Genomic DNA, 15,100 nt, shown 5'->3' with positions numbered 1-15,100 from the left:
CGTAGGATATATTTCAGTGGTGTCCGTTAGGACCTTCGTTCATTCACTGGGTTAGGTCATAAATACTTTTTCCATGATAAAAAATAATACTTGATTTTGTACCTTCTCCCTCAATAGATTCTATATATATACCATGACCTAGTTTATCACATACATCCTTCACAAGATATAGTCCCATGCCTGTGGATTCTAAGTATTTCCTACCATTTTTTCCAGTAAAGAACGGATCAAATATTCTATCTAAATCCTGTTTTGGTATGCCTACTCCCTTATCTTCAATTAAAAGTATAGTTTTATTATCTTTATTGTAAAATTCTATATCTATAGTCTTGTTACTGCTATCTTTAACCTTTGAATATTTGATACTATTAGATATTATTTGACTGATTACAAATTTAATCCATTTCTTATCACTTTTAATTATTATATCTTCTTCAGAATTTATCTTAGGATAAATAGAATTCACTATAAAAGCATTTTTATTCTCATTTATAATATTTCTAATGGTTTCAAGCAAACTAACATCTTCCACCTTAAAATCTAATTCAAAATTACTAACCCTTAATGTGTATAAAGCCATCTCTAATCCATGGGATAGTTTCTCTATTTCTTCCTCAATACTTTCATAGTTCTTCTTAGTCTTTTCATCCAAATTTCCTTGATTTTCATCCTCCAGAATAAGTTTAATAACTGATACCGGAGTTTTCATTTGATGAATCCACCTATTATTAAAATAATTTTGAGTTTCAAAAGACTTTTTATATTTTTCTAATGTATCTATATATTTAAGATAATTGCTAATTAATGCTTCTTTGAAAAAATCATATTCTCTGCTTATGTTGTCTGGAATATTAAATATATAAGTTAAATCAATATTCTCATCTGATCTATTATTAATTAAATTATAAAACTTCCTTTTTTTCATATAATCTATAGATAAAAAAACTATTAGAAATATAGTTGATAAAATAAATGCATAGATTATATTTGATGTATGAAGCCTTTCTTTTCTAATTATTAAGTCCAACATCATTATAGTTATAACTAGAGAGGTGCTAATTAAATATATAATGATATATAATAGTCTGTCTTTCAAATAATCTCTAAATTTCATTTTATCACCTAATCCCAAGTTTTTATCATTGAATAGCCTTGACCTCTTTTAGTCTGAATGGCATCATATATTCCTATATCCTCTAAGCGTTTTCTTAACCTAGCAATATTTACTGATAAAGTGTTATCATCTACAAACTCAATATCATCCCATAATTCTTCTAAAAGTATTTCCCGGGACACTATTTCATTTATATTAGACATAAGAATATATAAGAGTCCAAATTCTTTTTTACTTAACTCTACCTTTTTTCCTTCCCATTCAACTATACTTTGGCTCTTATATAAATATACTCCGTCCACTTCATATATATCCTTAGAGCTACTTTCTGCATATTCACCATAGGTTCTTCTTATTGCCCCTTTTAGTTTTGCCAGCAACAAATCAAAGGAAAAAGGTTTTGTTATATAATCATCCCCACCATTTTCTATAGCCATTACTTGATCCATATCTGAAAATCTGGCTGAAATAAATATTATAGGAACTTTAGATATACTTCTCAGCTCTCTACACCAAAAGAAACCATCATAATTAGGTAAATTTATATCCAAAAGGACTATATGAGGATTTTCTCTTATAAATTCTCCCTTTATGTTAGAGTAATCTTCCACTGTTGTCACTATATAATTATATCTCTCTAATCTGTCTTTAATAAGATTTAAAATCTTTTCATCATCTTCTATAACAAAAATCTTATACATTTTTCCACCTCTTAATCTGAAAACCTTTATAATTATATATTTAGGATATCCTATTCAAGATAATTTTTCCACATAAAAAAATGGAATTCTTTTAAGAATCCCATTTTTTATCATTAATTATTCATAATCCTCAGGATAAGGTATCTCTCCCTTTCCTCCCCTTACGAAAGAATTTGTCCATTTTGGCATATTCGGTTGTTTATCTTCCTTTATCATTTCCTGCCATTTTTCATCTGTTAATCTCATATCTGATATAAATTCATGATAACTAAATACAGCACCTCTTGTAAGATATAATTTTCCTTCTATAGGCACCACTACATATATTTCATATGCAGGTCCAACTCCTGCCTCCATATAGCCTCCTTGGCTATAAGAATTTGGTGCTATTGTATGGAAATCTGCTATTACTGCCATATTTTTATCTGTTTCAGAGGTTATTTCAAACCAACGCAAATAATCTCCTGCAAAAGAAGCTGTTAAACGCTCTAGTACACCCCCATAAACTTGGATATATTCATATTCTTCAATGGTTAATGCTTCATTCTTAAGCTCTTTTATTGAACAGCTTATTAAAAAATCTAGAAGTTTTTCAAATTCTTCCATCTTCATATCTATTCCTTCTATATCTAGACCCCTAGCCGATAAATTTTTTCTTGAGAATTTAGTCAACCATAATAATTTTTCATATACCTCTATATTTGGCTCTACATATCCTACCACTTCTTTAAATCCTGCGCCACCCATTTCTGCACCTGATTGCTTTCCATAAAGAATAGTATCATGTTTCAGTTCTGACCAAGAGCCAAGGGCTGTATTTAAATCCTTCTCTACCCAAGCTTCATTAGTCATAAAAGATGGATAACCTTCTCCAAAAGGTTCTAAAAATCCCTTTAATGTCCAGAGCCATCCTTGATACATATTTCCCATCCATTGTTTGTCTGATAATCTCTCAAACTTATCTCTTAGTCTATCGAATTCTTTTGGATAAGCTTGCCATCCTTGGTTTTCTTCTTTAGATAATTGAATTTCCTTTGCTCTTTCAGAACCTAGAACTCCCATTACATCAAGTCCTGATGGTATTGGTCTTTCTATTGGTTTCACTAATTCTTGAATTATTTCAGCATCAAGGACGTACCTTTGCCCCATAAATCTGAACTGTTTGCCTGCGGGAGTAGTTACTGAAGTATATTTCGGCTTTATTTTTGGTTCTGGAAGTTTATCTGCTTCTTTATAAAATTCATCTAATTTTTTCTCATTATTAAGTTTATTTAAATCAGGATTTTTTCCATATATTTTAAATAATAACTCTCCATATTGGTAAATATTTAAATCATCAGAGTTTCCTACAAAGAAATTTGTTGGTTCATATATATTCTCCCATTTATTATAGTTTTCTTTATCTGAATATAAACTATAAGTTATCAATAGAGCTTGAAGAGTTTGCTCTATATTTCTTTCTCCATCACTAAAATATAATGGAAATGGTGCCTGACCATACCACGTCATAGCTTTAAAATATCTTTCAAAATCTTCAGATCTAGTATAATGTCCTCTTACTGTGAACTGACTATAATCTAAATCATATGGAAACAAGCTGGATTTCTCAAATCCAGAGTGAGTATTGATCTTTTCCAATTCCTCCAAGGCTATTTCTTTAGACTCCTTTGGCATATTCTCTGGAAGCTGATTTCCCAATAGCAATTGTGCAACAGAAAAATATGCTATGTTTTTTAGTTGGGCATCCTTTACTTCTCCATCTTTCAGTTTGCCATATAAATCAATAACATCAACTAAACTTTTTTCTGTCATTCCCTTTATTAGGGCTATTAGTTTATCATTTTCTAATGTCCTTAAAGTATAGTCATAAAATATATGATATACTTGCAAAATAGAATCAGTAGTAATAAAAGAAGGAATATCTTTATATTCGTTATCTTCGTAGATATAAAATAATTGCTCTTTTTTCGTAGGATTTACCACAAAATTATTTTTCACCAAAAGCTCTAGCTGTTCTTCAGAAAATTCACCAAATATCTTTAAATTTTCAATATTAGATAAATCAGCCTCTACCTTATAGGGCTCCACTTTTACCTCAAATTCTATAGGCTCATAAGGAACTCCTATATTGACTAACCCCTGATTTACTTCGATATTGGTTTCTTCTTTATTTTCGTTAAAATCTGGTACATTGGCAAGGTCTTCTTTTTCTATTTTATTTACTTCCTTTCCAATACATCCAGTCATAATAATAGATAAAACCAATATCAAAGAAATGATTGAGTATAATGATTTTCTTTTCACTCTAGTCCACCCTTTCTATTATTAAATTATTATTTTGTAATTTTATCATCCCTAAGTATTTCTCTTTTCCTTCTTTAATATCAATATATACTTTATTTTCTTTCACTATTAACCTAGTAATATCTTCATTGTCCTTAGTTTCTAAATATCCCTCAAATCCAAAACCTTTCCATTTATATGTGTTAATAACTTTTCTATCATTTTCTAGGATTTCAATAGATAATATTTCATCTATTCCATCTCCATCTATATCGAAAAAAGTATAATCAATAAAAGGTCTGGATAATCTTGATCCTCTCCATTTTGGTTCTAATTTTCTATCTTCAAAGGAATATATAAATGGTCTTTTGGCCATTACTTGATGAAGAGGAGATTTCTTATATACTCCTATAGATATCTCATCTTTTCCATCCCCATCTATATCTCCTATAGCTATTTTCCAAGGTTTAAATTCTGAAAAGTCTCGCCTATATATTTCTTCCATTTCTTCTAATGAAAAAATAACTACTTCTTTACCAAACTTTTTCCATCTTGCTCCTGTCAATACTACTAAATAATCTTTATTATCTCCATTGATATTTCCTAGGGCATATTCTTTAACATTTTCTTTTATCTTTATAGGTATATGTTGATCTTTCCATAGCAAAATAGAGTTCCTCTGCTCCTTTACAAAAAACAAAAATAAGAGGCTCATAAGAAATATTAATATAATTCCTATTAAAACCTTAGAATATTTCATAACATGCCTCTCCTTCAATGTATCAGGGACTATTTATCTTATATAACGGATTATCCCAGACATCTACTCTATTTAATTTTAGTATATCAACCTTTTATTTGAAAAAAGTTACATATTATTTACAATTCTATTTTCCTATACCTAATTCTCTCGCATAGTAAAACAAATATTGTTGTGCAAATCCTGCAAGTCTGCCAAATATCCTAGCCCCATGAGAACCTATTAATTTTACATTTGTATCTTCCTTCAAATAGAAATGCTCCATTACTCTTTTAACCCATACATCTACTGGAAAAGCATCATCCTTGTTAAAAGCAAATAATAATATACAATCAGATACCTTTGGTCCGACTCCTGGCAACGTCATTAGAAGTTCTTTTCCTTCATCTCTAGTTAAATTATAAATTGAATTTAAATCCAATTCTCCTTTGGCTATAATATTTGCCGTCTCTACAATCCTCTCTCCTCTAAACCCTACTTTACAGACTTCTTTTAAATCCTCTGGTCTAGCTTTTGATAAGCCTTCTGATGTAGGAAAACTATAATATTCCAAACCTGAGAAATTTTCATCTGTTTTTATTTTTTCCCCATAATGTTTAGACATTAATTCTATAGACTTTTTTATCCTAGGTATTTGATTGTTTGCGGAAGTTATAAAGGATATCACCATTTCAAAGGGTTCTTGATTAAGTATCCTAATTCCCTCTCCGAATTCAATTGCCTCGGCTAATATTGGGTCTTTAGATAATTCTTTCTTTATCTCATCATAATCTCTTCCTAAATCAAAATAATGATACCAGATATTATTAAAGTCCTGCAAATTTGTATTGGACAGTATAATATCATTATTCTCTTTCTTTACATTTATTACCTTACCATAGGCTATCGTTGTATATGATTTATCCTCTTCTACATACCATCTAAAGGCTTGCCCACATTCAAATATATGTTTAGGGTTAAAATTTTTTATATCCTTTAAAATGATTTTATCTTTTTCTTCTATTATAGTATATTTCATATTATTCTCCTTAAAATTTATTATTAGTTCTATTATAGTTTACCCCATTTTATAACTAAAAAACTGGCATATGCCAGTTTTTTAGTTTAATGATTTTATTAATAATTTATATGATTCATTCATTGCCTCTTCTACACTAGTATCTTTATATATATCTTTTCTACTAATATAATGAACAAATCCTGATATTGATCCTTTTACTGCTGTTATTTGATAGTATTTAGATTCAGTGGTATTAATTATTCCTTCCTTAAAACCTAATTCTAATAACCTATTAATTTCATCATTGATTATAATTATAAATCTAGATAAATCATAATTTTCATCCCTAATATATTCATAGAATTCTTGAATTCCACCAACAGATAATAGCATATTTAACGTACAAAAATTGCTTTCCATATTATCTACTAGAATTTTTAATATTTCATAAAACTTATCTTTAAAATTATCCTTAGAATTTATTCTCTCGAATGCATTTTTTGCCTCATGAATTATATTATAGATTATAGCCCTAGATATAGCCTCTTCCTTTGAATCAAAATAATCATAAATCGTTCCTTTTCCTACATTAGATGCTATGGCTATATCAGATACTTTAATGGAGTAAGGATTAGCTCCCTCTTTAATTAAATTAATTAATCCTTCAAATATGGCTATTTCTTTCTCCGAATATTCAACATCCTTCATCATCTACTTATCACCTCCTGCTGAAAGCTTACGTACTTTATCTTTATGAAGTAAATCATACATTACTGGGACTACTAAAAGAGTAAGTATTGTCGCATAGGCTAATCCTCCAATTGCTACAATTGCCAAAGGTTGAAGCATCTCTGCACCTGCGCCTACTCCTATGGATAATGTAAATAACCCAAGTATAGTAGTTATAGCAGTCATGAGTATTGGCCTCATACGAGTTCTTCCTGTTAATATCAGAGCTTCCCTTTTATCAATACCTTTTTCCCTTAATTGATTAGTATAATCTACGAATACTATCCCATTATTTACTACTACACCAGATAAAACTAAGAAACCAAGCATCGAAATTAAGCTAATTTCATATCCAGTGATTGCTAAAGCTAATAGTCCTCCTGTAAATGCAAGAGGTATTGTGAACATTACTATAAATGGTGATAGCAATGATTGAAATTCTGCTACCATTATTAAATAGATAAAGGCAATTGCTAATAATAACATATTAATTAAATCCTTAAAGGAATCCTTTATCATCTTATTTTCCCCTGATAATTCAATAGTATATCCCTCTGGTATCTTATAATTATTTAATTTGCTTTCAAAATCACGGCTGACAAGTCCTATATTATATCCATCCTCAATGCTAGCTTTTATAGATATATACCTTTCCTGAGATTTTCTGCTTATAGATGAAGTACCTCTCTCTTCCGTGATTTTAGCAATGTCTCCAATTCTTATTTCAGCTTCTTCACCATTTTTATTAAACTTAATTGTTAAATCTTCCAATTCATTTCTTGCAATAGATTGACTCTCTCCATCTACTACTATTACTGGATAATCCTTATTTGCCACAGATAAAGTAGTGGCAGATTTTCCTTTTGATATTATAGAACTAACTTCTCCAAATACTTGAGCCACTGTTAGACCATTTTCCATAGCCTTTTCTTTATCTATAGTGATTCTCGTTTCAGTTGTATTTTCTTCTAATCCAGTTGAAATATCCACAGTTCCTTCAGTTTCTTCAAGTATTTTTGATATATCAAGTGCAATATCTCGTAAGGTATCTAATTCTCTCCCCTTTACTAAAACTTCTATACCAGAGCCTCCTAATACGGTCATATCCATATTAGATATATTCACTGATATATCACAGTCTAAGTCTTCTGTTAGTCTTCTTATTTGTCCTTCTATTTCCTTATTGCTTATTTTTTTATTTTCATCAAGGATTAGATACATGGACATTGAATTTCCCTTATTACTTCCCAATGACAATCCACCTATACTTTGGTTTTGAAATGCTCCTATGGCTTCTATTCCTTCTATACCTATAATTCTGTCTATTACTATATCTGACATAGCAATTGTATCCTCATATGTGCTTTCCTTCGGCATTTCAAGTGCTAAGGACATTTGTGGGGTTTCCATTTCTGGAATAAAGGATGTACCCATAGATAATGCAAGAATTCCGCTAAGCCCAAGCAACCCTACTACCACTATCATCACGACAGTTTTATATTTTAAAGACCACCTTAGCATTTTTTCATATACATCAATAAACTTATCAAATTGTTTGTGTTCCTTTTCCTTCGTATTTTTCAACATAGTGGACGCCATAGTAGGTACTAAAGTTAATGCCACTATAAGGCTAGCAAATAAAGAGTAAGCTATAGTTAAACCCATATCAGTAAATAACTGTCTGGATATTCCTTTAGTAAATACTATTGGTAAAAATACACAAACTGTAGTAAGAGTAGATGCAAAAATAGCTCCTGCGACTTCTTTTGCTCCCTCTATAGCAGCTTTTATGGAAGTTTCACCTTCATTTCTTAATCTATATATGTTTTCAATTACAACTATTGAATTGTCTACGAGCATACCTACTCCCAGAGCTAGCCCTGCTAAAGATATAATATTTATTGTAACCCCTGTAAAATACATCATTGCAATCGCAAATACTATACTTATGGGTATAGATACTGCTATTATAAATGTAGGCTTTATATCTCTTAAGAATATGATGAGTATCAATATAGCCAATATTCCACCATAGATTAAATTCTCTAATACTGAATCTACAACTATATCAATATAAACTCCTTGATCCATTAAGGTAGTAAAATCTAACCCAATATTTTCAGATGATAATTTTTTCATCTTTTCTCTTATATTGTCCGATACCTCTGCTGTAGAAAAATTACTTTGTTTTTGAAAAGTTAAGATTACTGCATTATTTCCATTTACCTTTGCATATATATCCTCTGAATTATCTATATAGCTTATATCTGCTACATCTTCAAGATTAATCTTACCTATTCCATCTTCTCCTGTATCAAATAGAAGTAACCCTTTAATCTCATTTATATCTTTTATCTTATCTCCAACTTTAACTAAATGATCAGTACCCTCTTCAGAAATATAACCCGCTGGCATTGAAAAATTTTGTGCTGCCAGTATCCCAGAAATCATCTTTGTAGAGATTACACCTTCTAAAGATGCTTGTTTGAAGGCTTCTTCTCGAGCCTTTTCAAACTCATCTATTTTTTGATTTAAAGCTTCTTCTCCATTAATAATCTGGGACCTTGCTTTATTCATTTCAGTTGCTAATGTAGCTTTGCCTTTGATTATTTGTTCTTCTTGTATATTCAACTCTTTTTTCTTTTCTTCAAGATTAGCCTTTTCTTTTTCGACTTCTTTTATTTTAGACTCTATTGATGATAATGCAGCATTTGTTTCTACTTTCTTTTGTGATATTTCTTTTATACCTTGTTTAACTGTTTCTAGCTGAATCTTTTCTTCTTGAGTCAATTCTCTGCTAATGGCTAGTAATGAAAATTCTATGGACTTTAATTCTTCCTCTTTTTCATTCATTTCTTTTAATATATTTTCAAGACTATCTTTATTTTTATTTAATTCTTCCAATCCAGCATTGATACTGGTTTCTCCTTGAATTATTTGTTCCTTAGCCCCAGCTATTACTTTTTCTCCTTCTATAAGTTTTTCATTTTGATTTTTTTCTTCATAAGCTAACTTAGCCTTTCCGTCCTTAATTTCTTTTTTAGCACTTTCTAACTGATCTCCCGCTTGAGAGAGTTTGGAATCCACCTTATCTAATATTTTCTTATTTAGGTTTTCTATTTTATCTGGATTAATAAATACTTCAATATTTTCTTCAACAAGTCCCACTCCCGAAACAGATGCAACTCCATTTATGCTTTCCAATTCAGGCATTATTTTTTGACTTACAAAATCAGAAATCTCAGCTACATCCATACCTTCTACATTTACAGATGAAACCATTATTGGCAGCATATCTGGATTTAACCTTATAATCATAGGTGAACCAACAGAATCATTCCATGCTCCTTTAATTAAATCAAGACTTCCATTGATCTCTATTATGGATGAATCCATATTAGCATCATTGTTAAACTCTAATATAACTATTGATGAATTTTCCTGCGATACTGAACTAATATTTTTTATATTGCTAGTAGTAGCAACTACTTGCTCTATAGGTTTTGTAACTACCATCTCTACTTCTTCTGGACTTGCTCCAGGATATGAAGTTATAACCACTAGATATGGTAGATCTATACTAGGAAGTAAATCTGTCTGTAAATTAATAAAAGATACAGCTCCCAATATCAATACTAAGATTACAGCTACAACTACTGTATAAGGTTTTCTTACACTAAATTTAGATAACATACTAGCCCTCCCAATATATAATAATAGTGACCGACTGGTCGGTCACTATTATAGTATAGATAATTATGGAAAATTTGTCAATAAAAAAACTGGCCTAAGCCAGTCTTTTTTATATTAATACCATCCTCTTAATTTCATTACTTCAGCAACTTTCTTAACTGAAATCATGTAAGCTGCTTCTCTTATTGTAACATTATACTCATTTTTAAGCTTCCATATTTCATTAAATGCTTTAACCATTTCAACTTCTTGTTTTTCTTCTACTTCTTTTTCTGACCAATAATATCCTTGTAGGTTTTGTACCCATTCAAAGTAAGAAACTGTAACTCCACCAGCATTTGTTAAAATATCTGGAGTAACTGGAATTCCTCTTTCTTTTAGTATAATATCTGCACCTGGTGTAACAGGCCCGTTTGCTGCTTCACAAATCAATTTAGCTTTTACAACTTTAGCAACGTCTTCTGTAATAGCATTTTCTAAAGCTGCTGGAATTAGCATATCTACATCAAGTGTCCAGAACTCATCTAAGGAAATCATTTTTGCCTTTGGATAATCAACTAAATTTCTATGCTCATTGAAATAAGCTTCCATATCATAGAAATCTAATCCATCTTCATTATATAATGCATAAGTTCCAACTGATGGTGCCCATTCAGCTATAGCTACAATTTTTGCACCTTGGCGTTGTACGTTTTTAACTGTATATCTACCCACGTTTCCGAAACCTTGGATAGCAACAGTTATCTTAGTCATATCCATACCTAATTCTCTAGCTGCTTCTCTTGCTATAACTGCAACTCCAAATCCTGTAGCTTCGTTTCTTCCTTGTGATCCACCCCATGCAACTGGTTTACCAGTAAGTACGCCTAGAGCCATGTTATCATTGTTTAATTTAATATATTCATCTACCATCCAAGCCATAACTTGTCCGTTAGATCCTACGTCTGGAGCTGGAACGTCTATTTTTTCTCCTAAGTACTTATAAAGTCCTTGTATATATCCTCTGGATAGTCTTTCTAATTCACCTTGGGATAGTGTAAGTGGGTCAACAGTGATTCCACCTTTTCCTCCACCATAAGGAACTCCCATAACTCCACATTTGAATGTCATCCAAATTGACAAAGCCTTAACTTCATCTGGGTTAACTCCTGGATGTAATCTAATTCCACCTTTAGCAGGTCCAATAGCTGTATTATGTGATGATCTATAGCCTTTAAATACTTTTACTGTTCCATCATCCATTTTAACTGGAATTGAAACTTCTATAATTCTTTGTGGTTCTTTAAGTAATTCATAAACTGCTGGTTCTAGTCCTAATGCATCACAAGCATGCTTAACTTGTAACTGGGCACTTTCTAATGGATTTAAACTTTCTTTTGACATTGTACAAAACCTCCCTATAATTTTAATAGCGAAACTTTATTTTTAGTCGTATATCATTTCATTGAAATTATAACACAAGCAAATTTTTTTGTAAACCTTTCAGAATATTAGTTTAATTAACGATTAACAATTAAAAAACATTAAAGCCATTAATCTTTTAATTGTTCTTTGTTCTCTCTTAATCGTTAATTATCTTTTTTAATTGTTATTTGTTCATTGCCTTAAAAGCTTCCATTATATCATCAACATTATCTAATGCTTCTATAAGCTCTGGTAAAACTTCATAAACATCACCAACTATACCATAGTCAGCAACTTTAAATATAGGAGCATCTGCATCTTTGTTTATAGCTACTATTACCTTAGATTCTTGCATACCAGCTAAATGCTGAATAGCTCCTGAAATACCGCAGGCAACATAAAGTGAAGGTCTAACTGTTTTTCCTGTTTGTCCTACTTGATGACTATGCTCTATCCAGCCAGCATCAACTGTAGCACGGGAAGCACCTACTACTCCACCAAGCTTTTTAGCTAAATCTTCAATTAGTTTAAATCCTTCTGGATTTCCAAGTCCTCTACCTCCAGATACTATTATCTTGGATTCTTCTAATTGTACTTCTGCTTTTCCACCTTTAACTACTTCCGTAACTTTAGCTCTTATATCTTCATCTTTTAAGTCTGGAGTAAACTTAACTATATTGCCTTTTCTATTTTCATCATATTTTGCCTTTTCCATAACTCCTGGTCTAACTGTAGACATTTGTGGTCTGTGATCTGGACATATGATTGTTGCCATTAGATTACCACCAAATGCTGGACGTGTTTGCATAAGTCTTCTATTTTCTAAATCTACGTCTAATTTTGTACAGTCAGCAGTAAGACCTGTGTGTACTCTTGCAGATATTCTAGGTCCTAAATCTCTACCGATATTTGTAGCACCAATTAACATAATTTCAGGCTTTCTTTCCTTGATTAAATCATAAATTACTTTAGTATAGCCATCAGTTGTATATACATTTAATAGATCATGATTAGCATATAAAACTTCATCCGCACCATATTTAACAAGTTTTTCAGCTAAACCATCTATATTATTTCCAAGTAAAACTGCAGTAAGCGGTACTTCTAGAGCATCAGCTATTTTTCGCCCTTCTCCAACTAACTCTATAGCCACATTTAATAGATTTCCATCTCTTTGTTCTGCAAATACCCAAACACCTCTATATAAACTTACATCTACTCCGCCAGCTCTAAATTTTTTCTCTTCCTTTTCTATTGCATCTACTGGACATGCTTCTACGCATTGACCACAAGCCGTACATTTATCGTTTATTTTAGCCTTTTTATCTATCATATTTATAGCTTCGAAGGGACATACTCTGACACATTTTCCACAGCCAATACATTTCAATTCTATAACTTTTACAGCCATTTAAATTTCCTCCTTTATCTAATGATTATATTAAATAAGATGTTTTTCTCTCAATTTAACTATTAGCTCTCTAACTGATTCTTTAGGATTTCCTTGTAATACCTCACCTACACCAGATCTTCCTGGCGGTGTAAAAGATTTGTTTACTTGAGTAGGGGAACCATCTAAACCAAGATTACTGAAATCAGCATCTACATCTTTAGCTGACCAAATCTTTACCTTATTATCTCTATGAGCATCATATATACCTTTAATAGAAGGATATCTTGGCTCATTTAATTCCTTTATAGCTGTTAGGAGTACAGGCATATTTGATTCTATTACAAAATGTCCGTCTTCTAATGCTCTCTTAGCTATAACTTTATTATCTTCAATCTTTAATTCTTCAACATAAGTTATTTGAGGTAAATTTAAATGCTCGGCAATTTGAGGCCCAACTTGTGCAGTATCTCCATCTATTGCTTGTCTACCACAGAAAATAATGCTATAATCTTCAATCTTTTTAATTCCTGCTGCCAAAGCTGTGGATGTAGCCCAAGTATCAGACCCAGCAAAAGCTCTATCACTTAGCAATACTGCTTCATCTGCTCCCATGGCTAATGCTTCCCTAAGTGCAACATCTGCTTGAGGAGGTCCCATACTTAATACTGTTATTTTAACATCCTTATGTTCATCCTTAAGTCTTAAAGCTTCTTCTAAAGCATTTCTATCATCTGGATTTATAATACTTGGTACTCCTTCACGAATAAGAGTTCCACGAACTGGATCTATTTTAACTTCATTAGTATCTGGTACTTGTTTTAAACATACTATAATATTCATTTTCTTCCTCCTTAACAAATTATTTTAATACTTGAGCTGCTATAACCATTTGTTGAACTTGAGATGTACCTTCATATATTTCAGTAATCTTCGCATCTCTCATCATTCTTTCCATAGGATAATCCTTTGTATATCCATATCCACCAAATAGTTGAACACATTTAGTAGTCACATTCATAGCACATTCTGCTGCAAATAATTTAGCCATAGCTGCTTCCTTATTATATGGAAGATTATTAGCCTTATTATATGCTGCTCTATAAACAAGAAGTCTTGCTGCTTCAATCTCTGTAGCTAAATCTGCTACCATCCATTGAAGACCTTGGAATTTAGCTATTGGTCTACCAAATTGTTGTCTCTCCTTTAGATATTTTACGGTTTCATCTAATGCACCTGCTGCTATACCAAGAGCCTGAGCAGCTATTCCGATTCTACCACCATCAAGGGTACCCATTGCAATTTTAAAACCTTCTCCCTCTTTACCTAATAAATTTTCCTTTGGAACTCTACAATTTTGGAATATTAATTCTGCAGTAGCTGAGGCTCTAATACCCATTTTTTCTTCTATTTTTCCGATACTAAATCCTGGATAATCTTTCTCTACTATAAATGCAGATATTCCTCTAGTTCCCTTACTTTTGTCAGTCATAGCAAATATTATATATGTATCTGCCTGTCCTCCATTTGTAATGAATATCTTTGTACCATTTAATATATAATGATCTCCATCAAGTATTGCTGTAGTTTGTTGTCCAGCTGCATCTGTACCAGCATTCGGCTCCGTTAAACCAAAAGCTCCTAAATGTTCTCCCTTTGCTAAAGGAACTAAATATTTTTGTTTTTGTTCTTCTGTTCCATATTTATATATCGGCCAACATCCTAAAGATGTATGGGCTGATAATATAACTCCTGTAGTAGCACAAGCCTTTGACAATTCTTCCACCGCTATGGCATATGCTAATTCGTCTCCACCTGACCCACCGTACTCAACTGGAAAAGGTATACCTAACATATTATACTTTGCCATTTTTTCAACAGTTTCCCTCGGAAATCTTTCCGTTTCATCAATCTCAGCAGCAATAGGCTTCACTTCTTTTTCAGTGAATTCCTTCATTACATTTCTTACCATTTGTTGCTCTTTAGTTAAATTGAAATTCATATATTATTTCCCTCCCTAATATAT

The 15,100-nt window shown here is 31.4% G+C and carries 11 protein-coding genes; all 11 read right to left on the bottom strand.

The window, feature by feature from the left end:
* Positions 1-43: 43 nt before the first annotated feature.
* The 11 genes from KQI38_RS02285 to KQI38_RS02235 all read right to left on the bottom strand — a co-directional run bounded on the left by KQI38_RS02285 (position 44) and on the right by KQI38_RS02235 (position 15,076).
* On the bottom strand, positions 44-1,114 hold the full coding sequence (locus KQI38_RS02285; RefSeq protein ID WP_216555066.1) for a sensor histidine kinase: 1,071 nt from the start codon (positions 1,112-1,114) through the stop codon (positions 44-46).
* An 8-nt stretch (positions 1,115-1,122) separates the two neighbouring features.
* Positions 1,123-1,815, bottom strand: coding sequence for a response regulator transcription factor (locus KQI38_RS02280; RefSeq protein WP_216555064.1), 693 nt, complete (start codon positions 1,813-1,815; stop codon positions 1,123-1,125).
* A 117-nt stretch (positions 1,816-1,932) separates the two neighbouring features.
* Positions 1,933-4,119: a DUF3160 domain-containing protein gene (locus KQI38_RS02275; protein ID WP_216555062.1), complete on the bottom strand. Its 2,187-nt coding sequence runs from the start codon at positions 4,117-4,119 to the stop codon at positions 1,933-1,935.
* Between the two features lies 1 nt (position 4,120).
* Positions 4,121-4,858, bottom strand: a complete 738-nt coding sequence (locus KQI38_RS02270) for an FG-GAP repeat protein (protein WP_216555060.1) — start codon at positions 4,856-4,858, stop codon at positions 4,121-4,123.
* Positions 4,859-4,985: 127 nt separating this feature from the next.
* Entirely contained in the window at positions 4,986-5,876 is an 891-nt protein-coding gene (locus KQI38_RS02265; protein WP_216555057.1) for a DNA-3-methyladenine glycosylase family protein, read from the bottom strand.
* An 81-nt stretch (positions 5,877-5,957) separates the two neighbouring features.
* Complete coding sequence (locus KQI38_RS02260; protein WP_216555055.1) at positions 5,958-6,569, bottom strand: TetR/AcrR family transcriptional regulator; 612 nt, start codon at positions 6,567-6,569, stop codon at positions 5,958-5,960.
* On the bottom strand, positions 6,570-10,280 hold the full coding sequence (locus KQI38_RS02255; RefSeq protein ID WP_216555053.1) for an efflux RND transporter permease subunit: 3,711 nt from the start codon (positions 10,278-10,280) through the stop codon (positions 6,570-6,572).
* A gap of 114 nt (positions 10,281-10,394) precedes the next feature.
* Positions 10,395-11,663, bottom strand: a complete 1,269-nt coding sequence (locus KQI38_RS02250; RefSeq protein WP_094904280.1) for a Glu/Leu/Phe/Val family dehydrogenase — start codon at positions 11,661-11,663, stop codon at positions 10,395-10,397.
* Positions 11,664-11,868: 205 nt separating this feature from the next.
* Positions 11,869-13,095, bottom strand: coding sequence for an electron transfer flavoprotein subunit alpha (locus tag KQI38_RS02245; RefSeq protein ID WP_216555051.1), 1,227 nt, complete (start codon positions 13,093-13,095; stop codon positions 11,869-11,871).
* A 30-nt stretch (positions 13,096-13,125) separates the two neighbouring features.
* Complete coding sequence (locus tag KQI38_RS02240; RefSeq protein ID WP_216555049.1) at positions 13,126-13,917, bottom strand: electron transfer flavoprotein subunit beta/FixA family protein; 792 nt, start codon at positions 13,915-13,917, stop codon at positions 13,126-13,128.
* Positions 13,918-13,936: 19 nt separating this feature from the next.
* On the bottom strand, positions 13,937-15,076 hold the full coding sequence (locus tag KQI38_RS02235; RefSeq protein WP_216555043.1) for an acyl-CoA dehydrogenase: 1,140 nt from the start codon (positions 15,074-15,076) through the stop codon (positions 13,937-13,939).
* Between the last annotated feature and the right edge of the window lie 24 nt (positions 15,077-15,100).

Origin of the sequence: Tissierella carlieri, from assembly GCF_018917285.1 — a bacterium.
GTDB classification, from domain to species: Bacteria; Bacillota; Clostridia; order Tissierellales; family Tissierellaceae; genus Tissierella; species Tissierella carlieri.
Note: the sequence above shows the minus strand (reverse complement) of the source record. Positions and strands in the feature narration are given on the sequence as shown.

Coding starts and splice junctions, on each gene's coding strand:
- KQI38_RS02285 (WP_216555066.1), bottom strand. CDS start 1,114: ATGAAATTTAGAGATTATTTGAAAGACAGACTATTATATATCATTATA.
- KQI38_RS02280 (WP_216555064.1), bottom strand. CDS start 1,815: ATGTATAAGATTTTTGTTATAGAAGATGATGAAAAGATTTTAAATCTT.
- KQI38_RS02270 (WP_216555060.1), bottom strand. CDS start 4,858: ATGAAATATTCTAAGGTTTTAATAGGAATTATATTAATATTTCTTATG.
- KQI38_RS02265 (WP_216555057.1), bottom strand. CDS start 5,876: ATGAAATATACTATAATAGAAGAAAAAGATAAAATCATTTTAAAGGAT.
- KQI38_RS02260 (WP_216555055.1), bottom strand. CDS start 6,569: ATGATGAAGGATGTTGAATATTCGGAGAAAGAAATAGCCATATTTGAA.
- KQI38_RS02255 (WP_216555053.1), bottom strand. CDS start 10,280: ATGTTATCTAAATTTAGTGTAAGAAAACCTTATACAGTAGTTGTAGCT.
- KQI38_RS02250 (WP_094904280.1), bottom strand. CDS start 11,663: ATGTCAAAAGAAAGTTTAAATCCATTAGAAAGTGCCCAGTTACAAGTT.
- KQI38_RS02245 (WP_216555051.1), bottom strand. CDS start 13,095: ATGGCTGTAAAAGTTATAGAATTGAAATGTATTGGCTGTGGAAAATGT.
- KQI38_RS02240 (WP_216555049.1), bottom strand. CDS start 13,917: ATGAATATTATAGTATGTTTAAAACAAGTACCAGATACTAATGAAGTT.
- KQI38_RS02235 (WP_216555043.1), bottom strand. CDS start 15,076: ATGAATTTCAATTTAACTAAAGAGCAACAAATGGTAAGAAATGTAATG.